Source organism: Xanthomonas campestris pv. asclepiadis (genome assembly GCF_020784175.1).
Classification (GTDB): Bacteria; Pseudomonadota; Gammaproteobacteria; order Xanthomonadales; family Xanthomonadaceae; genus Xanthomonas; species Xanthomonas campestris_D.
In genome coordinates, this window is record NZ_JAJGQM010000007.1 from 19,528 (window position 1) to 42,571 (window position 23,044).

Genomic DNA, 23,044 nt, shown 5'->3' on the forward strand with positions numbered 1-23,044 from the left:
GAATCGGGAATCGGGAATCGGGAATCGGCAGTTGTAGCCCCATCGCCACGGCGCGATAGGTGGCTTGGAAGAACTTCGATGCTGGACGGTGCTTTGGCCGCCGTTGCAGAGGTCAGAGCGCGGTTGTCATGCTGGCGTTTAACGCTTCGCGAACTTCATTGCTGGCGCCGGCATGCTGCGACATCGGGATGTCACGCATGTGGCGGATAACGTTCCTGCCCGCTCGCATTCGGCGGCAGGACGGCTCTCTCCCCCTCCTGTCGCTGGGCGCGACGGGTCATCACTGGGTGGTGTCCAATCCGTCGGGCCGGCTCCCTGCGCCGGCCCGGCGTTCTTGTTTCGAAGCGGCCATCAACACAACTGTGTTCATCGCCAGGCTGCTCGACAGTTTTGTTAGCCGCTTGTCGCCGCAAGCAAGCGCTGTTCTGGATGCACTACGTTCTGGACGCATTGCGCTTGGCATATACGGAGCATTGAATGGAACGTGCGGAGCGTTGAGTATGCTGCGCGTTGAGGTGCTGCAGTTCGGTTGGAATGCGCTTTGAATCTATCGCCATTCGCCCCGAACGGAGAGGGGCTTCTCCCTTCTCCCTGCGGGAGAAGGTGGCGCATAGCGCCGGATGAGGGTACGCGCGAAGCCGCGTAGTCTCACCCCACTGCCTCGCCGATCACGCAGCTTCGGCAACCCGCCTTGCACGACGTGCACGTACGGCCGTCGCCAGGCGCTCCAGCACCTGCACCGAAGCGTCCCAGCCCAGGCAGCCGTCGGTGATGCTCTGGCCGTAGGTCAGTGCGCAGCCGGGCACCAGCTCCTGGCGTCCGCCGACCAGGTGGCTCTCCACCATGACGCCGACGATGCGCGTCTCGCCGCCTTCCAGCTGCCTGGCGATGTCGTCGATGACCTTGGGCTGGTTCTCGGGATTCTTGCCGCTGTTGGCATGGCTGGCATCGATCATCAGGCGCGCCGGCAAGCCGGATTTAGTGAGCACCTGGCTGGCCGCCTCCACATTGGCCGCGTCGAAGTTGGGCTGCTTGCCGCCGCGCAGGATCACATGGCAATCCGGATTGCCCGCCGTCGCGGCCACCGCGGTGTGGCCGTCCTTGGTGACGGCCAGGAAATGATGCGGGTGCGAGGCCGCACCGACTGCATCCACCGCAATCTTGACGTCGCCGCCGGTGCCGTTCTTGAAGCCCACCGGGCACGACAAGCCCGAGGCCATTTCGCGATGCACCTGGCTTTCGGTGGTGCGCGCGCCGATCGCGCCCCAGGCCACCAGGTCGGCGATGTACTGCGGCGAGATGATGTCGAGAAATTCCACGCCGGCCGGCAGACCGAGATTGTTGATGTCGCGCAGCAGACCGCGCGCCACCCGCAGGCCCTTGTTGATCTGGAAGCTGCCATCCAGGTCCGGATCGTTGATCAGGCCCTTCCAGCCGATGGTGGTGCGTGGCTTTTCGAAGTACACCCGCATCACGATCTCCAGCGCATCACCGAACTGCTCGCGCAATGGGCGCAGGCGGTGCGCGTAGTCCATCGCCGCGACCGGGTCGTGGATCGAACAGGGCCCGATCACCACCGCCAGGCGGTCGTCGCGGCCATGCAGGATGGCGTGCAGGGCGGCGCGCGAATTGGTCACGGTCTCCGAAGCACGCTCGTCGCAGGGCAGCAGCGACAGCAGCTGCGAGGGCGGGGCAAGGGCTTCGATCTTGCGGATACGCAGGTCATCGGTCACAGGCGGCATAACAGTGTCTCGGTGGGCGGTGTTGCATCAGGGAGCCAGGCGCGGCGGCAACAAAAAAGCCGCCAGTGTGCGCTGGCGGCTTTTCGGGAATGCTGCTGAAGATTTCTTCAGGGTGAGCGCAATCCGTCCTCCGCCAGCGGCATCGGAAAACCGTAGTACCAAAAATAAAACTGGCTGCGGGGTGCGTTCATTGGGTGCATTGATACCACGCACGTTTGGCCGTTGCCACTGTTTCATCGGCAACGGAACGTTGCAGCGCTGCGATCGGCGATGCATCAACGCAACTGCGGTCGCGGGTGCATCGCTGCCACTCCACGCCGCATGGGCTGCGCATTACCTCACACATCGCATGATCGTTGGCCTGCATGATTTTGACGTTGCGGGCCCGTAATGCCTGCACGGTGCGTGCGATCACGCGCCCAGCATTGCCGGATGCGGGTTGGATCCGACTGCGCCGGACGCTCTTGCGCAGCGCATCACTCACTGCACCGACAGCCTCGTGATGTCGAACGGTCCCGCGCATGAAGACGCTGAACAAGCTGCGGCCTGCGCACCTACCCTTTGCCTCGACTGGCTGCCGCAAAGCCAGTTCCATGCCAGAAATATCGTTTCATCGATCAACATCGAGCGGCATCCTGAAGACGAATAAATCGAACTTGATCATTGGCTTAAGGATTGATTTATGCTTTAGTACCGCTTCAAGTATCGTTTCATTGCGAGTCTCTCATGCCTCCTCCCGACGCGGTCGGGCGCCTGATCAGTACGCTGCGCGTCAACGGACCCATGCGTGGGGCCGATCTCGCGGCGCGTCTGGACGTGAGCCGGCCAACCTTGTCTCGCCTGGTCGCAAGCGCAGGCACTGCGGTGCTGCGTTATGGCAAGGCGCGCGCCACCGGCTACGTGGCCACCAGTGCGATACGGGGCGAGCGCGCGTGGCCGCTCTATCGAATCGACGCAGAAGCCCGCGTCGTACCGCTTGGCCAACTGCTCGCGCTCCACAACGACCATTTCTTTGTGGAGCTCCTGCAGGGCAACCCCGTCCTGCTGCATCCGCCATTGGACACCGGCATATTTGAATCGCTGCCGTGGTTTATCGATGACCAACGGCCCCAAGGATTTCTCGGGCGCAACCTGGCGCACCGTGTCGCCGGGCCGTTGCGGCTGCCGGACAACCTGGCGCAATGGTCGCCCAGCGACAACCTGGTGGCCATGCTGTCGGATGGGCACGACCAGCTTGGTGACCTGCTGATCGGCGAGCGCGCGTTGGCTCTCGCCTTGGAAGCGATCGAACAGCCTGGGTACATCGACCTACAAGCTCGCCCGGAGGAATATCTCAGCTGCGCAGAAGCTGCATTACGTGGCGAGGCCGTCGGCTCCTCAGCCGCTGGCGAGCAGCCGAAGTTCACTGCAGTGCTGCAAGAACATGGGGCGTACCGCGCCGTGATCGTCAAGTTCTCCGACCGGACCGATCATCCGACCGGCAGACGTTGGGCCGATCTGTTGTACCTGGAATCTTTGGCGAGCCAGGTTCTGGTTGCCGGCGGAATCCCCGCGGCGGCGACACAGATCGTGCAGGCCGGTGGGCGCGTCTTTCTCGAATCAACACGCTTTGATCGGACGCCTGCATTGGGCAGACGCGGATTCGTTCCGCTAATGTCGCTCTTTGCCGCTTTTTACGGCGACCTGGATGTCAGCAGCTGGCGAACACTCGCCCCACTGCTCAAGCGCGATGGATGGCTAGGTACGGAAGATACCGAGCGCCTGGAAGTGATCAGTTGGTTCGGCACCCTTATCGGCAACACCGACATGCACTTGGGCAATGCCGCGCTTGTGCTTGCCGACACCCTGCCCCTGAAGCTTGCCCCGGTGTACGACATGTTACCAATGGCGCTGCGCCCAGCATCCAGCGGCGAAGTGGTGCACAGAGACATCGAGATTCCACCACCCGGTGTCAGCCAATTTGCACAGTGGCGACGCGCCGCCGCGATGGCCGAGCAGTTCTGGCAGCAGGCCATTGACAACGACAACGTGAGTGAACAGATGCGCGGTATCGCCACACGCGCCTTGGCAAGCCTGCGTCGGACCGCGTCACGCCTTGCCTGACCATGTCGCTTCAACAGCGCAGCACACGCCACGGCAACAACACCGTGACGTGCGATGCGGCTGCCACGTCAATCAGAACGTAAACACGTATTCCGCCGCCACTTCGCGGCCGATCGGGTTGAACAGCGTGGTGTTGTAGAAGCCATAGCCGTAAAAGCGCTCCTTGTTCTCGTAGCCCACTTCGTTGAACACGTTGTTGACGTAAAAGTTGACCTTGGCGTGGTCGGTGATCTTGTAGCCGGTGCTGAGGTTCCAGTAGATCGCCGGGCCGACGCGGCCGAAGTAGCGCTTGCTGCTCTCGCCCAGATGCACGTTGGCGGTATCGGTGACCACGCATTCGTCGGCGGCACTGGGTTGGTAGCCATCATCGAAACGCGCGCAGGTGCCCCAGTTGACCGCGCGCATGGAGCCGAGCCGGCGGAAGTACACCGTCCAGTCCCAGGCGCCGCCGTTGTCCCAATGCACGCTGCCCCGCACACGGCTGCGCACGCGTTCGTCGCGGCGGTTTTCATCGCTGTCGGTGCGGTAGATCTGCTCGCGATAGGCCAGCAGGCTGTTGTAGTCCAGCGACAGCTGGAAGTTGCCCCAACCCGCGGTGACAAGCCGGTATTTCAGCGCGGCGTCGATGCCGGAGGTTTCCATCTGCGCCAGGTTGATCGGGCCTCGCTCGATGCTGGCGATGGTGCCATCGGCATTGCGCAGCACGCGCGAGGTGATGGTGTCGCAATAGCCGGCACCGCCGGGATTGTTCCAGGCGCCGCCGCTGATGGTGGTGCCGGTGCGGCAGCCGGCTTCGGCCGAGAGAATCTCGTCGCGGTCCAGATCCTTGATCATTTCCTCCAGCTCGATGCGGTAGTAATCCACGCTCAGCGACAGGCCCTGCACGATGTCCCACACCACCCCGCCGGTGAACGAGCGGCCGGTTTCCGAGCGCAGATCCGGGGTGCCGCGACGGTTCACATCCACGGTGTAGTAGATGTTGCTGTTCTCGTCGTTGCAGCCGCCGGTCTGATACGCGCCAGAGGTGATGCAGCGGTACTGGTCGATCACGGTCTGGTTGGTGGAGCTGGGTTCGCCGAGCACGTAGTGCATGTCAGGCGCGCGGAAGCTGGTGGCCAGCGTGCTGCGCAACAACAGGCTCTCGACCGGCCGCCACTCCAGGCCTGCGCTCCAGGTGGTGTCGCTTTGGGTGCCGACATCGGTCGCAATCGCGGCCGAGGAACGGTAACTGCCATAGCGATCGTAGCGACCGGCGATGTTGGCGCTCAACGTCGATAGCAGCGGGATCTGGAATTCCAGCCCGGCCGAACTGCGCAGGCGCTCGCCACCACCACTGTCCACCACATCGACCGGGTAGCATTCGTTGGCGCAGGGGTCGGGCGACAGCTGGTAGCCCTGCTTGGCGACTTCGGCCACGGTGGCGAAGCGGATCGGCCCGGCCCAGCCCTGCACCAGATCGCCGCTGAGGCTGAAACTGGCCTGGTTCACCCACGAATAGGCCGAGTTGTGCGATTTGGCCACCAGGTCGTCGTACTCGCTCGAGGACAGCGGCGCATACAGGCGCGCCTGGTTGATCGCATGGATCGGCGTGCCATCGGAGGCGGTGCCGATGGGGCTGCCGAGGAAATAATCGGTGGCGCGCGCGGTATCCACGGTGCGCACGTATTCGTCCACCGTGTAGCGCGAGCGGCCCACGCTCAACTCCCAGTCAAAGCGGTCCGCCCACGCCCCGCGCAAGCCGGCGCTCAGGTCCCAGGACTGCTCCTTGTTGTAGTTGGCCAGCCGATCCCAGCCACCGGCCTCGCGCCGGGTCAGCTGACGGATCAGGTTCAACGATCGCCCGGTGGCCGCATCCTGGAACGGGCCCAGATACGCGTACGGCGGGTCGTAGGTCCAGCGCCCGATGCTGCGGTTGGCCGACAGCGTGGCCCAGGCTTCGGTGTGCTCGCCGAATTTCCAGGTGCCGTAGAGATAGGCCGAATAATCCTCGCTGCCGGTGACCAGCCCCCAGTCGCCGTAGTCGCGCGCCACGCCGCAGTAATCGCCGGCATTGGTGACCACCCCGGTGTTCTGGTCGTAGCTCAGCCGTTGCCCGTCGATGAACTCGCCGCCGAAGCGCGCGCAGGTGCCGGCAGGTGGCGCCAGGCGTTCGCTGGTGTTGGCATCGACCAGGCTCAGGCCGGTGAACGGGTTGAAGCCGTAGCGGCGGTTCTGGCCGGTCCAGTTGGAATAGGACATGTCGTCGGAGTCGTCCATCTGCGGGCGATCGCGCCCGCTCAGCGGATCGCGCCGGGTGGCCTGCAGCGCGTAGGTCAGGCTCCAGTTTTCGCCGGTGCGCCCGCCTGCCCATGACACGTCGAAACTGTCGCGGCCGCCTTCAGTGGCGGTGCCGCCGCGCAGGCGCACCTGGTCACCCTGGTAGTCGCGCTTGAGGATCACGTTGACCACGCCGGCCACCGCGTCCGAGCCGTAGATCGCCGAGGCGCCGCCGGTCAGGATGTCGATGCGCTCCACCGCCGCGGAGGGGATGTTGCTGTAGTTGGAAAAGTTGCTTTCGCCGCCGTACGGCAGCGGGTAATCGGCCACGCGGTGGCCGTTGACCAGCAGCAGCGTGCGGCCCGGCCCCAGATCGCGCAGGTTGATCGGCGAGGCATTGGGCGTGTGCGAGCCCCATTGCGTATCGGCCTCCACCGAGCCCTGCTGGTTCATGCTGTTGAGCACGTCGTAGACGGTGGCAAAGCCCTCGTGCTGGATCTGCTGTGCGGAGATGGTGACCACCGGCTGCGTGCCTTCGACCTGCGCGCGCTTGATGCGCGAGCCGGTGACGCTGACTGCGTCCAGGGTGGATGGGGCGCGTGATTGATCCGGCTCGGCCTGCTGGGCAGCGGCCGATTGCGCGGCGGTAGACAGGGCAAGCGACAAGGAAATCGACAAGGCAAGGCGATGACTGCGGCAGTTCATAAGATCCCCGGGAGAGGCCGGCATGGCCGGCGTGGCGTTCCACTGCAACGACGCCTGCGAGCGATGCACCGCATCGCCGCCCCCTGTCCGATGGCCCCCCGACCGTTCGGCGCAAGCGCCTGCCCAGCGACGCTAGGGTTGTGATGACATCGGTGTCAATACGATGAAATAAATATGTGATAGCCGCCTCAAAACAATCCATCGCTGTTGTGCTGCAGACGTCTGATCGGATCACAGCGTGCCCATCCATGCGCAGCCGGCTGCACCGGAATCGATACGTTAGAGCTTCGCTACCGTTGTCACCGCCTGGTCGGGCACTTCCGGTGGCCGCGCGCCAGTTCGCAGATCCGTTTGAGCCAGGTGCTCTCGTGCGGATCATGAAAGAACACCAAATACCGCGATTTGGTGTCCCCCACCTAACGGAGATATCCGATGGAGATCAAGAAAGCTCAGTCGGCAGGCCCGTCCTCGCCAGCCGAGTTGCAGAACGCTCAAGAGTGCGATGAAGTTACCGTGGAGCTGCAGCCTGCGACATCACCTTCACCAACCCCGGTCAACCCGGCGTTATCGGCGCTTGCCCCTCGCAGCCGGTCAGGCACCTCGTCTGACAATTCCGCGCCGACATCGCCCGTAAAACCATCATCGCCAACACCGCAGGCGTCGCACGCGGCACGGCCGACTGCCCTGTCCACTGCCGCAACGCTTACCGCGCGCGCAAACTCCGCGCTGGCGACCGGCGCGCAACACGCCTCCGCTGCAGTGTCCAAGGCCGCTTCCAACCTCTGGTCGCTGGCAGATCTGCGCACCATGCTGCAGATCCATGCAGACGATCCGGCATTTCTGCAGATGGTGCGCCACACCGATCCGGAACAGGTCGCGCCCCACAGCCTGGCCGCGTGCCGCCAGCAGATCACGCAGCTGCGCGACGCCATCAAAGCGGCGCCCCGTCTGGAAGCACGCTTCCGTCAGCAATTGCTCGGCGACATCAAAGCCGTGGAAGACGCGCTGCAACCGCTGGAACACGGAACACCTGCGCCCGGGCGGGCGCTGAAGTCGCTGGCCAATCTGGTCAATCTCTGGCCCCTCATAGTGCCCAGTCCGCTGCTTGCCAACCAGGCCAAGACCTTCGCCTATTCCATTGCCGCAGCAACCAAGGGCGTGATGAGTCTATCGGCATCGGCGCTGCGCCCCACCGCCGACGGGCTTCCGTTCCCGCTGATGGGCGGGCAGCTGGGGCGCGAAGCCAATGAAATGCATTTTTACGCCATCCTGCTCAACGGGCTGTTCCTCACCACCGAGCTCCCCAAGAAATTCGGCAACCCGTCCATGCGACAGCAGGCCGAAGCGGTGGAAAACAACCTGGGATTTGCCGCAGCCGCATCGACGGCCTGCACAGCGATGGTGCTGACGCCTTTCCTCTGGAACAGCCTCAACGCACTCGGCAATCGAATGCAGCATGGCGTCTCCCACCTGGGCGCGAGTATCGCGGACCGTGTCGGCCTTCAGACGCAAGCTCAGCGGCTGCGCGCGCGCCTGACGCCCGGACAGATCAGCGATCAACTGCGCGCGCGCCTTAACGAGATCTGTGCCGCTCTGGAGAACGGCCGCGACGCTTTTCAACAAGCGCGCCGAAACTTCACCGAACCCGGCACAGGACACGAACTCACCCGCACGCTGAATGCTCAATGCACGCATCTGCTGGAGACGCTCGATCAGTGCAGCAAGCGCCTGAGCACTGCGCTGCAAGTCGACCAGGACCAGCCAACCACCATCCCGCGCCAACCGACCAACCAGGATTTCTCTTCCAAATTGGCATTGGCATTGCTGGGTGCCGGCGTGACCGGGCTGACCGTCTACCTGATCCAACCGGATCGGATCGGCACGGTGGACCTGCTAGCCGACTCCGCGGTGGTGACGACCGTGATGATGCAGTCGGCATTGAACAAGCACGCGACCCGCCAGGACACGATGGAGCGCTTCAAGGCCATGTGCTCCGGGAGCATGGTCATGGCGCTGGCGCTGGGTGTGGAGAAGCTGTCCAAGACATTCGCAGACAAGAGTCTGATCGAAGCATCGTCCGCATCGCCCTACTACGCAGGCGCAATCATGTCGCTGATGTCGATGACGATGCCTGGCCCAATGGCGCGTGGCGCGGAACTGGCGATGAACTGGGGCGGACGTCAGGTCATGCGGGTGTTCGAGGGACCCGATGGCACTCCGCTCGCAACCCGCATGCCGTCCTCGCCCGAAGAGCTGGTCCAGAACTTACAAGACACGGAGAGTTACGTGGCAAGTCTGAAGCAGGAACAGGCGCAGCAGTACCAGCAGATGGTCGGAGATATCGCGCTGCAAGTGATCGAGGACGCGGGTGCGGCTGCGCAGACCAGGCCCGGCAGCAGCGTGACGATCACCGAAATCTCCGAAGTCGCCGAGATGGACGAGGCCGCCGGAGTCGCGGTGCAGACCGCCTCCCCGGAACCGGAAGCGATTGCGCAACCGCACCCACGCAGCGATCGCGCAACAACACCCACAGCGCGTTCGCCCTGACATTCCAAGCAACGGCAATGGGCTGCCAGCACCCACCTGCGCAGCAGTGGGCGCACACAGGAGGCTCCGCCTTTCGGCGGGGTCTCTTGTGTGATGCAACAGCCAACGCGAGGGCTTTGCCACGCGCGATCACCCCGACTACCGCACCGGCCCACTCACACCAGGTATCGCCGGAACCACGCGATGGTGCGATCCCAGGCCAGCGTTGCCGCCGCCTTGTCGTAACGCGGGGTGGAATCGTTGTGGAAGCCGTGGTTGGTGCCCGGATACACGTAGGCCTGATAGACCTTGTGCTGCGCCTTGAGCGCGGCCTCGTACGCCGGCCAGCCGGCATTGACGCGTTCGTCTTCCGCGGCGTAATGCAGCAGCAGTGGCGCACGGATGCGGGCAACCTCGGCATCGGTGGGCTGACGGCCATAGAACGGCACCGCCGCCGCCAACTCGGGATACGCCACCGCCGCCGCATTGGCCACACCGCCGCCATAGCAGAAGCCGGTGATACCGACCTTGCCGGTGGTGCGTTCGCGGCTCATCAAGAATTCCACTGCGGCGAAGAAGTCGTTCATCAGCTTGGTCGGATCAACCTGCGCCTGCAGCGCACGGCCCTTTTCGTCGTTGCCGGGATACCCGCCCACCGAACTCAGGCCATCCGGTGCCAGTGCAACAAAGCCGGCTTTGGCCACCCGCCGCGCGACATCTTCGATATACGGGTTCAAACCGCGGTTCTCGTGCGCCACCACCACGCCCGGCACCGCGCCGGTGACCTTGGCCGGCCGCACCAGATAGCCGCGCACCTGACCATGGCCGTTGGGCGAGGGATAGGTGATGTACTCGGCCACGATGTCCGGGTCGGTGAACTCCACTTGCGTGGCGAGCGCGTAGTCGGGGCTCAGCGATTCCAGGATCGCCGCCGCACTCAACCCGGCCACCGCGAACGCGGCGGCGCGGTCGAGAAAATCGCGCCGACTGAGTTTGCCGTGCACATAGCCGTCGTACAGCGCGAGCAGATCGGGGTGGAAATCCTGAGCAGTCAGACGGCGCATCGGCGTTCTCCTGAGGGATGGCTGGACTGCGTGCGCAAGTGCGCGCACATACGCAGCGCAGCAAGCGGCATCAGTCTTACGACACAACACCGCATCCAGCCGAGCATGCCGATGCGCCTGCAGCGACGCAAGCAAGCGTAGTTCGCAATGGGGCGACAACCCGGAAGACCACCACGGCACGCCCAACGCGATCGGCTAGGCCTCGCCGGCGCAAGCGGACTACTACAAACAGCGCGCGCAGCCCATGTCGTGATTTCAGCGACACATCGGCCTCCCCACATGTCGACGCCCATAAAAAACCCCGCCTTTCGGCGGGGTCCTTTGTGATGCAACAGCCAAGTGGCGTGGATCAGAAATCCATGCCGCCCATGCCGCCCATGCCACCGCCGGCCGGCATCGCCGGCTCGTCCTTCTTCGGTGCATCGGCCACCATGGCTTCGGTGGTGATCATCAGGCCGGCGATCGAGGCTGCGTTCTGCAGCGCCGAACGGGTGACCTTGGTCGGATCCAGGATGCCGAACTCGACCATGTCGCCGAACTCGCCGTTGGCCGCGTTGTAGCCGTAGTTGCCGGTGCCTTCCTTGACCTTGTTCAGGATCACGGACGGCTCTTCGCCGGCATTGGCCACGATCTCGCGCAGCGGGGCTTCCATCGCGCGCAGGGCGATCTGGATGCCGTGGGTCTGGTCTTCGTTGGCACCGGTCAGGTTACCGACGGCCACCAGCGCACGCACCAGGGCCACACCGCCGCCCGGGACCACGCCTTCTTCGACGGCTGCACGGGTAGCGTGCAGGGCGTCTTCAACGCGGGCCTTCTTTTCCTTCATTTCGATTTCGGTCGAGGCGCCGACCTTGATCACTGCAACGCCACCGGCCAGCTTGGCCACGCGCTCCTGCAGCTTCTCGCGGTCGTAATCGGACGAGGTGTCCTCGATCTGGGTCTTGATCTGGCCAACGCGGGCTTCGATCGTGGCCGAGTCGCCGGCGCCGTCGATGATGGTGGTGTTCTCCTTGGAGACCTGCACCTTCTTCGCGCGGCCCAGGTCCTTGATCGTGGCCTTCTCCAGCGCCAGACCCACTTCCTCGGAGATCACGGTGCCGCCGGTCAGCACGGCCATGTCTTCCAGCATCGCCTTGCGACGGTCGCCGAAGCCCGGTGCCTTGACGGCCACGACCTTGACGATGCCACGGATGGTGTTGACCACCAGAGTCGCCAGCGCTTCGCCTTCGACTTCCTCAGCGACGATCAGCAGCGGCTTGCCGGCCTTGGCCACGCCTTCCAGCACGGGCAGCAGGTCGCGCACGTTGGAGATCTTCTTGTCGTGCAGCAGGATGAACGGGTCGTCCAGGTCGGCCGACTGGCTCTGCTGGTTGTTGATGAAGTACGGGGACAGGTAGCCGCGATCGAACTGCATGCCCTCGACCACGTCCAGCTCGTTTTCCAGGCCCGAGCCTTCTTCAACGGTGATCACGCCTTCCTTGCCGACCTTCTGCATCGCTTCGGCAATGATGTTGCCGATCGATTCGTCCGAGTTGGCCGAGATGGTGCCGACCTGGGCAATCGCCTTGTCGTCGGTGGTGGGCTTGGAGATGTTCTTCAGCTCGATGACGGCGGCCTTGACGGCCTGGTCGATACCGCGCTTGAGGTCCATCGGGTTCATGCCGGCGGCCACGGCCTTGGCGCCTTCGCGGATCAGGGCCTGGGCCAGCACGGTGGCGGTGGTGGTGCCGTCGCCGGCGTTGTCGTTGGTCTTGGAAGCGACTTCCTTGACCATCTGCGCGCCCATGTTCTCGAACTTGTCAGCCAGTTCGATTTCCTTGGCGACGGAAACGCCGTCCTTGGTGATGGTCGGCGCGCCGAAGCTCTTCTCGAGCACGACGTTGCGGCCCTTCGGGCCCAGGGTGGCCTTGACGGCATTGGCAAGCACGTTGACGCCACGAACCATGCGGGTACGTGCGTCTTCACCGAAACGAATGTCTTTAGCAGCCATTGGTTGTAACTCCGGAATTTGGGATTGGGGATTGGGGATTGGCTAGAGCGGGGTTCGGGGGAGATGCGGGATCAGCTGCGCAAAGCGCAGTGGCCAATCCCGAATCCCCACTCCCGAATCCCGCCGGCAACGGCTATCAGCCGATGACCGCCAGGATGTCGTCTTCGCGCAGCACCTTGTACTCGACGCCTTCGGACTTGTAGCTGCTGCCGGCGTACTGGCCGTAGATGACCTTGTCGCCGACCTTGACCACCGGCGCGCGCAGGCTGCCGTTGTCCAGGGGCTTGCCGGCGCCGATGGCGACGACTTCACCCTTGGTGGACTTTTCCTTGGCGGAGTCCGGGATCACGATGCCGCCGGCGGAAACTTCGTCGGCTTCGATCGGCTTGACTACAACGCGGTCGTGAAGCGGCTTGATGCTCATAGAGAAAGACCCTCTTAAGTGATTGATTGGTCTGGAAATTATCGGCGATGTTAGCACTCGTATGTGACGACTGCCAGCACAGCGCGCGGAAAAAACCCGACAGAGCGGGTGCGGGCCAGAGATTGTGCTGTGTGGCCAGCTTTCAAGGGCTGGGGGCAAAAATTTTTTCGCCGGGCAGTCCAGTCCAAGAGCGGCAGAGCAGCTGACAAGAGTTGGCGAGCGGTCGCCAGGTTGCTGCGGACAGAGCGGGTTTGGAACGGACTGCGCCTGGCGCTGTGGGCTGTGGGCTGTGGGCTGTGGCTGTGGCTGTGGCTGTGGCTGTGGCTGTGGCTGTGGGCTGTGGGCTGTGGGTTGTGGGTTGTGGGTTGTGGGTTGTGGGTTGTGGGTTGTGGGTTGTGGGTTGTGGGTTGTGGGTTGTGGGTTGTGGGCACTGGGCACTGGGCTGTGGTCTGTGAGCACTGGGCAGCAAAAGCAGTCGCCGGGTCAGCCGCACTAAAAATGGAACCAGGTTCCACCGATTGTCATGCGCACGTCTTACAGTCGGCAACGCATTCCCCGATCACAAGGAGCTGTCGATGAGGTTGCCGTCCCATGCCCGTGTTTCCCCCCTGAGCTGGTCCCTGCGCTGCGCGCTTCCCCTGGCCTGTGCCTTCGCGCTGGCCGCCCCTGCTGCCCACGCGGCGGTGTTCATCAACGAACTGCATTACGACGACGCGGGCGCCTCCGGCGACAGCGGCGAAGCCGTGGAAGTGGTGGCCACCGCCGGCGAATCGCTGAGCGGCTACCGCATCTATCTGTACAACGGCAGCGCGCCGAATGCGGCGACGGTCTATGCCAACACCGCGGTGCCGGCCGGCAGCCTGGTCAACTGCGGCAGCCAGGTGCGCGTGGCCACGGTCAGCTATGCCAGCAACGGCGTGCAGAACGGGCCCAACGACGGCGTGGCGCTGGTCGACCCCAACGGGCAGCTGGTGCAGTTCCTCAGCTACGAAGGCGCCATCACCGGCAGCGGCGGCCCCGCCGCCGGCGTGACCAGCCAGAACCTGCCGGTCAGCGAGAGCAACAGCAGCGCGGTCGGCAGTTCGCTGCAACTGACCGGCACCGGCAGCAGCGCGGCCAACTTCAGCTGGGCCGGCTCGTCGGCGCAGACCTTCGGCGCGTGCAACCGCGGCCAGAGCTTCAACGGCAGCGGCGGTGGCGGCGAGCCCGGCGCCGCACCGACGATCACCAGCACCACCCCGACCCAGGGCGCGACCGGCTTCCCCGCCGCGGGCGACCTGAGCGTGGGCTTCAGCGAGGCGGTGACGCTGGGCAGCGGCGCCTTCGCGCTCAGCTGCGCCAGCTCCGGCACGGTGGCACTGAGCTACCCGACCAGCGGCACCCGCTTCAGCCTGTCCACCAATACCGCGCTGGTGGGTGGCGAGCGCTGCACCCTGGCGATCACCGCCAGCGCCATCCGCGATGCCAACGGGCTGAGCCCGGCCGCCAACCAGTCCATCGCCTTCACCGTAGCCACCGCCAGCGGCGGCGGTACCGGCTATTACGCGCGGGTCAACACCGCCAATGCCAGCCAGTTGCGCTGCTCGCTGCACACCGTGATCAAGGGCCACACGGTCTATCCGTACAGCGGCTCGGGCACCAGCACCTGGACCATCCTGGAAATGGCCGACGAGGATCCCAACAACAGTGGCCGGATCCTGGACGCCTACCGCAACCGCAGCTACGCCAAGGGCAGTGACCGCGCCGGCACCGGCAGCGGGCTGACCTACAACCGCGAGCACACCTGGCCCAACTCACTGGGCTTTGGCAGCGCCAGCGGCGACAAGGGCTTGCCGTATGCGCCCTACACCGACACCCACATGCTGTATCTGACCGACACCGCCTTCAACGCCGACCGCGGCAACAAGCCTTACGCGGCCTGCACCAGCAGCTGCGGCGAGCGGGTCACCGAGGTCAACGACGGCAGTGGCGGCGGCAGCGGGCGCTATCCGGGCAATTCCAACTGGGTGCGCACTCCCGACGGCAACGGCGGCACCTTTGAGGTGTGGGGCAAGCGCAAGGGCGACATGGCGCGTGCGGTGATGTACATGGCGATCCGCTATGAAGGCGGCACCGACGCGGCCACCGGGCAGTCCGAGCCGGACCTGGAGCTCACCGACGACCGCAGCAAGATCGTGCAGACCTCGGCCTCGCCGGCCTACATGGGCCTGCTGTCCACGCTGCTGGCCTGGCACCAGGCCGACCCGCCGGACGATGCCGAGCGCGCCCGCAACCAGGTGATCTTCAGCTTCCAGGGCAACCGCAATCCGTTCGTGGACCACCCCGAGTGGGCGACGTCGAGCCTGTTCACCTCGGCCAAGCCGGCCAGCTGCCAGCTGGCCAATTGATCCAGCCCGGCCCGGCGCGCAAGGCGTCGGGCCGGTCGTCGGCCTGCGGCGGCAACCCACACCATCGCCCACGCGGCGAACGCGCGCGGCCGCCGGCCCGCGACGTCCGACGTTGTACCCTTCATCCGGCACATCGCCATCGCGTCCTTGCACGGTCGGGCCGCCGAGTCGCGGGCATCGCCAGGCTTGGCGAAGTTAACGCCCCGTTCCGGAATCCGCGGTCGATCCCCCGCAGACAGGGGATTACACTGCGCGGTCACATGAGCGCCGCTTCCCTCCATCTGTTGTTCAGCACCTGCCCGGATGCCGTCAGCGCCGAGCGCATTGCGTGCGCGCTGCTGGACGAACGCCTGGCCGCCTGCGTCACCCAGTTGCCCGGCGTGCAGTCGCTGTACCGCTGGAACGGGGCGATCGAGCGCAGCCAGGAAGTGCAGCTGTTGATCAAGACCTGGGAAGACCGCCTGCCGGACGCCATCGCGCGGCTGCAGGCACTGCATCCGTATGAACTGCCGGAGGCGATCGCGGTCCAAGCCAGCGCCGGGCTGCCGGCATATCTCGATGGGTCCGGGCCGAAACCCGCAAGGAAACCTGACGTCCATGAAGTCTCTGTCCCGCTGGATCGCCCGCTGCGCACTGCTGGCCGCGCCGCTGGCGCTGGCGCCCCTGCCCGCGCAGGCCGCCGTCACCGAAGCCGACCTGCTGCCGGTGGATCAGGCCTTCACCCTGAGCGCCACCGCCGACAGCCGCGACAGCATCGCGCTGCGCTGGAAGATCGCGCCGGGCTACTACCTGTATCGCCACCGCATCAGCGTCAAATCCGGGCAGGGGTTCGCCGCCGGCGAGCTGGCGCTGCCGGAAGGCGAAAGCAAGCACGACGAGTTCTTCGGCCAGGTGCAGACCTACCGCAAGCAACTGCAGGCCAGGCTGGCCGGCAAGGCCGAGCCCACGCTGCAGACTGCCGTGTTGCAGGTGCAGTACCAGGGCTGTGCCGATGCCGGCGTGTGCTACCCGCCGCAGCACCGCGAATTGCGCGTGACCCTGCCCGATGCTTCCGCTGTCTCGGCCTCGCCCGTCGCCGCCGCACCGGCCGCACAGCGCGAAAACCTGGGCTCGCTGGTGCCGCGCGCACCGGCGTCTCCGCGCCTGTTCGGCAGCCCCGGCCAGGCCGCCGGCGTGGACGCGCTGCCGCTGCCGGCCGAGCAGGCCTTCAGCTTCGAAGCGATCGTCGGCGATGGCAACAGCCTGCTGCTGCGCTTCACCCCCGCGCCCGGCTACTACATCTATCGCGACCGCACCTCATTGGCCCTGGAAGGCGCCGGCGGCGTGCGTCCGGGGCTGCCGCGCTGGCCGCAGGGCAAGGCGCACCGCGATGAGCATTTCGGCGATGTGGTGGTGTATTTCGACCAGGCCGAAGTCACCTTGCCGCTGCTGCGCGAGCACGCCGACCCGGTCAAGGCGACCCTGGTGGCGACCTTCCAGGGCTGCCAGACCGACGGCATCTGCTACCCGCCGATGACCCGCCGCGTGGCGCTGGAGCTACCTGCCGGCACGGTGTCGCCGCAGAACCAGGCGCAGGCGGCACCGCTGATGATTTCGCCGCTGCCCGCCGGGCAGCTGCCTGCGGAGCCGGCTCCGACGCCCGCGGCGACTGCAGCGCCGGCCGCAGATGCCTCGGCCGACAATCCGCAACGCACCCAGCCACCGCATACCGACAAGGGCCTGCTGGCGATGCTGGTGCTGGCCCTGCTCGGCGGGCTGGTGCTGAACCTGATGCCCTGCGTGCTGCCGATCCTGTCGCTGAAGGTGCTGGGCCTGGCCCACAGCGGCGAAAGCCGCAGCCACGCGCGCAGCCATGCAATCTGGTATTCGCTGGGCGTGCTGGTGTCGTTTGCGGCGATCGGCGCGCTGGTGATCGGCCTGCGTGCGGCCGGGCAGGCAGCCGGCTGGGGCTTCCAGCTGCAGCAGCCGTGGTTCGTCGCGGCGCTGGCCTATCTGATGTTTGCGGTGGGCCTGAGCCTATCGGGCGTGTTCACGCTGGGCAGCAACCTGGGTGGCATCGGCCAGTCGCTGGCGTCGCGCAATGGCCCGCTGGGTGATTTCTTCACCGGCGTGCTGGCCTGCGTGGTCGCCAGCCCGTGCATCGCCCCGTTCATGGGCACCGCACTGGCGTATGCCTTCACCGCCCCGGCGCTGCTGGCGATGCTGGTGTTCCTGGCGCTGGGCCTGGGCCTGGCGCTGCCGTTCCTGCTGATCGGCTTCATTCCCTCGCTGGCGCGGCGCCTGCCCACGCCCGGCGCGTGGATGGAAACGCTCAAGCAGGTGCTGGCGTTCCCGATGTATCTCACCGCGATCTGGCTGTTGTGGGTGCTGGGCAAGCAGCGCGGCGTGGACGCGCTGGCGCTGATGCTGGTCGGTGCCACCCTGCTGGCGCTGGGCCTGTTCTGCTTCGAGCGCAGCCGCTGGAAGAGCCACCGCATCGGCATGGGCCTGGCCGCGGTGATGCTGGTGCTGGCGATCGTGCCGGTGGTCGGGGTCACCCGCCTGCGCCTGCCGGCCGCCACCGCCGCCGAAGGCGTGGTGGCGTTCTCGCCGCAGCTGCTGGACCGCCTGCGCGCCGACAACCGCGTGGTGTTCGTCAACATGACCGCCGACTGGTGCGTGACGTGCAAGGCCAACGAGAAGAACGTGCTGAGCAGCGCCGACTTCCGCGACGCGCTGCGCCGCGTCGACGCGGTCTACATGAAAGGCGACTGGACCAACGTCGACCCCAGGATCAGCGCCTTCCTCGACCAGCACCAGGCCGTCGGCGTGCCGCTGTACGTGGTCTACGGCCCCGGCGCACCGCCGGCGGTGCTGCCGACCGTGCTGACCAACGCGATCACCGAGGATGCATTGCTGCGCGCGGCTAGATGAGCCGGTCGGTCAGACCCGCGGGCCGGCACGCCGGCTCGAACGGCCGCCTGATGCATGGACGGCATGGGTCGATGATGAAGGGAGCGAGCGCCGATCGGCGCTGAAGTGACTGGATGCCGGCGAACACCGGCCGGCGTTGCCGAGCATGCCACGCGACAGCACGACAGATAGCAGCAGGGGCCAGGACGCACGGCAGCGAACGCACCACTTTCGCGAATGGATGCGCTGCACTACGCCCCATGGTGATTCAGCAGATGGTCGGCATGCGATCGACCGACCGGCAAGGCTGGGTGCCTGCCGCGAAACCGCAGCCCCGCAGGGCCTGGCGCACCAACGCGGCAGCGTGCCACCATAAAATTAAAACGATCGTTTAAAACAGACCTAACTTCGCCTATCTGGACAGCATCGGCCACATCGCGCAGACTTCCGGCCTTTCCGCTCTCCCGGATGTCATGGCCCACCTGCTGCTGTTGCATGGCCCCAACCTCAACCTGCTCGGTGCCCGCGAGCCGGAGGTCTACGGGCGCACCACGCTGGCGCAGATCGATGCGGCCCTGGTGGACCGTGCGCAGGCGGCCGGGCATACGCTGGCCTGCCTGCAGTCCAATGCCGAACACGTGCTGGTGGAGCACATCCACGCCGCGCGCGAGGACGGCACCGTCTACATCCTGATCAACCCGGCCGCCTTCACCCACACCTCGGTGGCGCTGCGCGACGCGCTGCTGGGCGTGGGGTTGCCGTTCGTGGAAATCCACCTGTCCAATCCGCATGCGCGCGAGCCGTTCCGCCACCACAGCCATCTCAGCGACAAGGCCGAGGGCGTGATCTGCGGCTTTGGCGCCGACAGCTACCGGCTGGCGCTCGAAGCGGTGATCGCGCGGCTGGAGCGCGACGCATGACACCCGTCTTGCCGACGCCGGCGCCGACCGCCTGACCCCATTCCGCCGGCAGTCGCCGGCAACCTCCACCGATTCACCTCATGAGGCCCGTATGGATCTCCGCAAAATCAAGAAACTGATCGACCTGCTCGAAGAATCCAATCTCGCCGAAATCGAGATCAAGGAAGGCGAGGAAAGCGTGCGTCTGGCGCGCGTGCCCAAGGGCACGACCGTGATGAGCGCGCCGGTGCAGCAGTACGCACCTGCCCCGCTCGCGCAGGCCCCTGCGGCTGCGGCCAGCATGCCGATGCAGTCGCCCACCGAGGCCTCCACCGGCGGCGCCAAGCAGGCTGCCGCCCTGCCGGAAGGCCACGTGCTGCGCGCGCCGATGGTCGGCACCTTCTACACCTCGCCCTCGCCGGACAAGCCGGCCTTCGTCACCGTCGGCCAGCAGGTCAAGGCCGGCGAGACGCTGGCGATCATCGAGGCGATGAAGATGTTCAACCCGATCGAAGCCGACGTCTCCGGCACCATCGTGGCCATCCTCGGCGAAACCGGCCAGCCAGTGGAATTCGATCAGCCGCTGTTTGTGATTGGCTGAAGCGCCGGGATTCGGGAATCGTGATTCGGGATTCGCAAGAGCGACCGCATGAGCGCCTGACGGTGTGGCGCGATGCGATGTCGCTTGTCGAAGCGATCTACCGCCTGAGCCACGATTTTCCCGATTCCGAACGTTTTGGACTGACAGCACAGATGCGGCGTGCGGCAATCAGCGTACCGTCCAACATCGCCGAAGGTGCTGCACGGCGCTCCACCGCCGAATACCTGCGTTATCTCTCGATGGCGCGAGGCTCGCTGGCGGAGCTGGACACGCAACTGCAGATTGCAACACGCCTGCAGTTCGCATCGCCCGGTGCGGCAACTGTCGATCTGCTGAATCGCACGTTTGCCAGGCTCAATGCATTGATCCGCACGCTGGAACAATCGCGCCATCTGCGCGAATCCAGCGCCCTGTACGACTCCCCAATCCCGAATCCCGAATCCCATGCTCGATAAAGTCGTCATCGCCAACCGAGGTGAAATCGCGCTGCGCATCCTGCGCGCGTGCCACACGCTCGGCATCCGCACGGTCGCGGTGCATTCCACGGTCGACCGCAACCTCAAGCACGTGGCCATGGCCGACGAGTCGGTGTGTATCGGCCCGGCCGCCTCCAGCGACAGTTACCTCAACATCCCGGCGTTGATCGCCGCGGCCGAGGTGACCGATGCGCAGGCCATCCATCCCGGCTACGGCTTTTTGTCGGAAAACGCCGACTTTGCCGAGCGCGTGGAGGAATCGGGCTTCATCTTCATCGGTCCCAGGGCCGACACCATCCGCCTGATGGGCGACAAGGTCGAGGCGATCCGCGCGATGAAGGCCGCCGGCGTGCCGTGCGTGCCCGGTTCGGGCGGCCCGCTGGGCGATGACATCGTCGCCAACACCAAGGTGGCGCGCGAAATCGGCTACCCGGTGATCATCAAGGCTGCCGGCGGCGGCGGTGGGCGCGGCATGCGTGTGGTGCATTCGGAGGCCGCGCTGAAGGCTGCCATCGAAACCACCAAATCCGAAGCCAAGGCCGCTTTCAGCAACGACCAGGTCTACATGGAGAAGTTCCTGGAGAATCCGCGTCACGTGGAGATCCAGGTGCTGGCCGACGGCCAGGGTGGTGCGATCCATCTGGGCGAACGCGATTGCTCGATGCAGCGCCGCCACCAGAAGGTGGTGGAAGAAGCGCCGGCGCCAGGCATCACCGAAGAGCTGCGCAACGAGATCGGCAAGGTGTGCGTGGATGCCTGCATCCGCATCGGCTACCGCGGCGCAGGCACCTTCGAGTTCCTGTTCGAAGACGGGCGTTTCTACTTCATCGAAATGAACACGCGGATCCAGGTCGAGCATCCGGTCACCGAGCGCATCACCGGCATCGACCTGGTCTGCGAGCAGCTACGCATCGCCGCCGGCCGCAAGCTGACCATCAAGCAGAGCGACATCGTGCTGCGCGGGCATGCGATCGAGTGCCGTATCAATGCCGAGGACCCGGAAACCTTCATGCCCAACCCGGGCCTGATCACCGCCTTCCATCCGCCCGGTGGCCCGGGCGTGCGTGTGGATACGCACATCTACGCCGGCTACAAGGTGCCGCCGAACTACGACTCGATGATCGGCAAGCTGATCGTGCATGGTCCCGATCGCGAGACCGCGATCGCGCGCATGCGCGTGGCGCTGAGCGAAATGGTGGTGGACGGCATCAAGACCAACATCCCGCTGCAGCAGCGCATCATGCGCGACAAGGGCTTCCAGGCCGGTGGGCAGAACATCCACTATCTGGAAAAGCGCCTGGCCGAGCGCAAGAACAAGTCGATCGCGCTGGTCTGATCGCAGCAGGCAAAGCACAAAAAAGCCCGGGAAACCGGGCTTTTTTGCATTGTTTTGCGGTGCATCGCGCCGGTAGTACCTCACGCAGGCCAGGCACGCGCCCAGCCGACCCGTGCGTAGGAGCGCACCCGGGCGCGACCGCGCCTTATCGGTGGAACCTCGTCGCGCCAAGGTGCGCTCCTACGGGATCCTGGGTGCTACCGGATCCGCTGCGCAGATCTTCAGTCGTCCGCGCGGATGCGCATCGCGCCCGCATCGGAGCGCGATGCGCTGCGTCCCTCAGCGCTGCGGCGCCGGCTGCTGGCTGCCCGGCACCGGCACGATGCCGCTGGAGGAGGCCGGGTCGACCACGGTCATGGTTTCGGTGGAGCCATCCGGCCATACCACCTGGAAGGTGGAGCCGGCCGGCAATGTCGAAAACGGCATCGCGCTGCTGGCGCGGTAGACCGCGGCCACCTGGCTGGCGCCATGCCGTCGCTGCTGTTCGTCGGCGGCGACCGTGGTCGACTTGACAGACAGCGGCTGGTAGCGGTGATCGGCAGTGTCGATCATCACGATGCCCACGGCCGCGGCCGAATACGCCACGAACAACGCGACCCAGAACCAGAACTTGGCGCCATGCGCCAGGCGACGGTAATTCATGACTGCGCTCCCGGCTCGGAGACCAAGCTATCGACCATCTCATCCACTCTGTCTGCCCCCTGCCGCGGCACCGCGGCATCGAATACGAACGACACGAAATCCTGTGCGCTGTTGCGCGAGCAGATGCCCGCGTTGGCGCAATAACTGGTGACCAGGGTGCTGTCTGCGCTGCAATCCAGCCCCAGCCGGCATGCAGCCACCTGCCAGGCCAGCTCGGCGAACTGATCGCCAGCCACGTAGCCGTCGAGGCTGTCATCGCCACTGGCGCGCGCACCCATCGCCGGCGCCAGCGCCAGGTAGGCCTCCGGGTCGCGCGAGGCCAGCACGCGTTGCACCAGCGCGCGCTTGTAGCTGGGCGAGCGCTGCAGCGGCTCGCCCAGCGCCAGCAACGCCGCCTCGGCAGCCAGATTGCCTGCACGCGCGGCCGCCTGCCGTTGCTGCGCCACCAGCCGCGGGCTCAGGCCATCGCTGGGCGCAAAGCCGGCGCAGCGTTGCGCCACGCGCGTGCGCGCCGCGTGCATCGCCACCACGCCGGGCGTGTGTTGCGCGGCGATCCAGGCGCTGTCGGCGGCGTAACCGGCCGGGCTGGACGCATACGGCGCGCAGTAATCGTAGACGCGGCTCAGGCGCCAGCCCGCCTGCGCATCGCCGGCGCGCACCTGCTGCTGCAATTGCTGCGCATAGCGGTACAGGTCCGGCTGCGCGTCCACCGCATCGCGGTAAGGCAGCTGCAGGGCAGTGCCGCGTTCGGCGGGCGCGTGCGCCACCGCTGCCGGCGCGCCGGCACGGGCATTGCTTGCCACCGCCGGCAGCGCGGCGGTGGGCGAATCGCGCGGTTGCGCGCGCACATGCCACCAGGCCGCCGCCGCGAGCGCGACGGGAGCCAGCAACAGCCAGAGATGGCGGGTACGAGCAAGCGGCATGGACAGCGGCGACCCTGCTGCGGAAAGCCCCGCAGCGACGGCGCGGAGTCTAGCACCCGCATCCGCGCACGCTGGCGC

General features: G+C 65.8%; 17 protein-coding genes and 1 pseudogene. 10 read left to right on the forward strand and 8 right to left on the reverse strand.

Annotated features, from left to right (window positions below; genetic code table 11):
* Nucleotides 1-128: 128 nt before the first annotated feature.
* Nucleotides 129-545: a hypothetical protein gene (locus tag LL972_RS05205; RefSeq protein WP_228326681.1), complete on the forward strand. Its 417-nt coding sequence runs from the start codon at nucleotides 129-131 to the stop codon at nucleotides 543-545.
* 123 nt (nucleotides 546-668) lie between these two features.
* On the opposite strand, the gene LL972_RS05210 is transcribed toward LL972_RS05205, so the two are convergent.
* Nucleotides 669-1,742 (reverse strand): 3-deoxy-7-phosphoheptulonate synthase, encoded by a 1,074-nt coding sequence (locus LL972_RS05210; RefSeq protein ID WP_228326682.1) that lies wholly within the window; start codon nucleotides 1,740-1,742, stop codon nucleotides 669-671.
* A 187-nt stretch (nucleotides 1,743-1,929) separates the two neighbouring features.
* On the reverse strand, nucleotides 1,930-2,337 hold the full coding sequence (locus LL972_RS05215; RefSeq protein ID WP_228326683.1) for a hypothetical protein: 408 nt from the start codon (nucleotides 2,335-2,337) through the stop codon (nucleotides 1,930-1,932).
* Between the two features lie 131 nt (nucleotides 2,338-2,468).
* Between LL972_RS05215 and yjjJ the strand changes: the two genes are divergently transcribed.
* Complete coding sequence (yjjJ, locus tag LL972_RS05220; RefSeq protein WP_228326684.1) at nucleotides 2,469-3,845, forward strand: type II toxin-antitoxin system HipA family toxin YjjJ; 1,377 nt, start codon at nucleotides 2,469-2,471, stop codon at nucleotides 3,843-3,845.
* Nucleotides 3,846-3,917: 72 nt separating this feature from the next.
* On the opposite strand, the gene LL972_RS05225 is transcribed toward yjjJ, so the two are convergent.
* Complete coding sequence (locus LL972_RS05225) at nucleotides 3,918-6,806, reverse strand: TonB-dependent receptor plug domain-containing protein (RefSeq protein ID WP_228326685.1); 2,889 nt, start codon at nucleotides 6,804-6,806, stop codon at nucleotides 3,918-3,920.
* Between the two features lie 432 nt (nucleotides 6,807-7,238).
* Between LL972_RS05225 and xopX the strand changes: the two genes are divergently transcribed.
* Nucleotides 7,239-9,353, forward strand: coding sequence for a XopX family type III secretion system effector (gene xopX, locus LL972_RS05230; protein ID WP_228326686.1), 2,115 nt, complete (start codon nucleotides 7,239-7,241; stop codon nucleotides 9,351-9,353).
* Between the two features lie 155 nt (nucleotides 9,354-9,508).
* Here xopX and yghX read toward each other — a convergent pair whose 3' ends face one another.
* From yghX to LL972_RS05245, 3 genes are all read right to left on the reverse strand, one after another.
* Nucleotides 9,509-10,396: a YghX family hydrolase gene (gene yghX, locus LL972_RS05235; protein WP_228326687.1), complete on the reverse strand. Its 888-nt coding sequence runs from the start codon at nucleotides 10,394-10,396 to the stop codon at nucleotides 9,509-9,511.
* A gap of 349 nt (nucleotides 10,397-10,745) precedes the next feature.
* Complete coding sequence (groL, locus tag LL972_RS05240) at nucleotides 10,746-12,386, reverse strand: chaperonin GroEL (RefSeq protein WP_011035771.1); 1,641 nt, start codon at nucleotides 12,384-12,386, stop codon at nucleotides 10,746-10,748.
* Between the two features lie 136 nt (nucleotides 12,387-12,522).
* Entirely contained in the window at nucleotides 12,523-12,810 is a 288-nt protein-coding gene (locus LL972_RS05245) for a co-chaperone GroES (protein ID WP_003483210.1), read from the reverse strand.
* Between the two features lie 575 nt (nucleotides 12,811-13,385).
* On the opposite strand from LL972_RS05245, the gene LL972_RS05250 reads away from it, so the two are divergent.
* From LL972_RS05250 to accC, 7 genes and pseudogenes are all read left to right on the forward strand, one after another.
* Entirely contained in the window at nucleotides 13,386-15,197 is a 1,812-nt protein-coding gene (locus LL972_RS05250; RefSeq protein ID WP_228326688.1) for an endonuclease, read from the forward strand.
* Nucleotides 15,198-15,457: 260 nt separating this feature from the next.
* Nucleotides 15,458-15,789, forward strand: a pseudogene (cutA, locus tag LL972_RS05255) (divalent-cation tolerance protein CutA).
* Between the two features lie 5 nt (nucleotides 15,790-15,794).
* Nucleotides 15,795-18,110, forward strand: a complete 2,316-nt coding sequence (locus LL972_RS05260) for a protein-disulfide reductase DsbD family protein (protein WP_228326689.1) — start codon at nucleotides 15,795-15,797, stop codon at nucleotides 18,108-18,110.
* 452 nt (nucleotides 18,111-18,562) lie between these two features.
* On the forward strand, nucleotides 18,563-19,009 hold the full coding sequence (aroQ, locus tag LL972_RS05265; RefSeq protein WP_228326690.1) for a type II 3-dehydroquinate dehydratase: 447 nt from the start codon (nucleotides 18,563-18,565) through the stop codon (nucleotides 19,007-19,009).
* A 91-nt stretch (nucleotides 19,010-19,100) separates the two neighbouring features.
* Entirely contained in the window at nucleotides 19,101-19,589 is a 489-nt protein-coding gene (gene accB, locus LL972_RS05270; RefSeq protein ID WP_228326691.1) for an acetyl-CoA carboxylase biotin carboxyl carrier protein, read from the forward strand.
* A gap of 77 nt (nucleotides 19,590-19,666) precedes the next feature.
* Nucleotides 19,667-20,044 carry a four helix bundle protein gene (locus tag LL972_RS05275; RefSeq protein ID WP_239686939.1) on the forward strand — a complete coding sequence of 126 codons (378 nt, stop codon included), beginning with the start codon at nucleotides 19,667-19,669 and terminating at the stop codon, nucleotides 20,042-20,044.
* Nucleotides 20,034-21,401 carry an acetyl-CoA carboxylase biotin carboxylase subunit gene (gene accC / locus LL972_RS05280; RefSeq protein WP_228326692.1) on the forward strand — a complete coding sequence of 456 codons (1,368 nt, stop codon included), beginning with the start codon at nucleotides 20,034-20,036 and terminating at the stop codon, nucleotides 21,399-21,401. The genes LL972_RS05275 and accC overlap by 11 nt, the downstream gene beginning before the upstream one ends.
* 279 nt (nucleotides 21,402-21,680) lie before the next feature.
* On the opposite strand, the gene LL972_RS05285 is transcribed toward accC, so the two are convergent.
* Both LL972_RS05285 and LL972_RS05290 read right to left on the reverse strand, forming a co-directional pair.
* Nucleotides 21,681-22,043, reverse strand: coding sequence for a hypothetical protein (locus LL972_RS05285; protein ID WP_039531218.1), 363 nt, complete (start codon nucleotides 22,041-22,043; stop codon nucleotides 21,681-21,683).
* Entirely contained in the window at nucleotides 22,040-22,966 is a 927-nt protein-coding gene (locus LL972_RS05290) for a hypothetical protein (protein ID WP_228326693.1), read from the reverse strand. The genes LL972_RS05285 and LL972_RS05290 overlap by 4 nt, the downstream gene beginning before the upstream one ends.
* Nucleotides 22,967-23,044 lie beyond the last annotated feature (78 nt).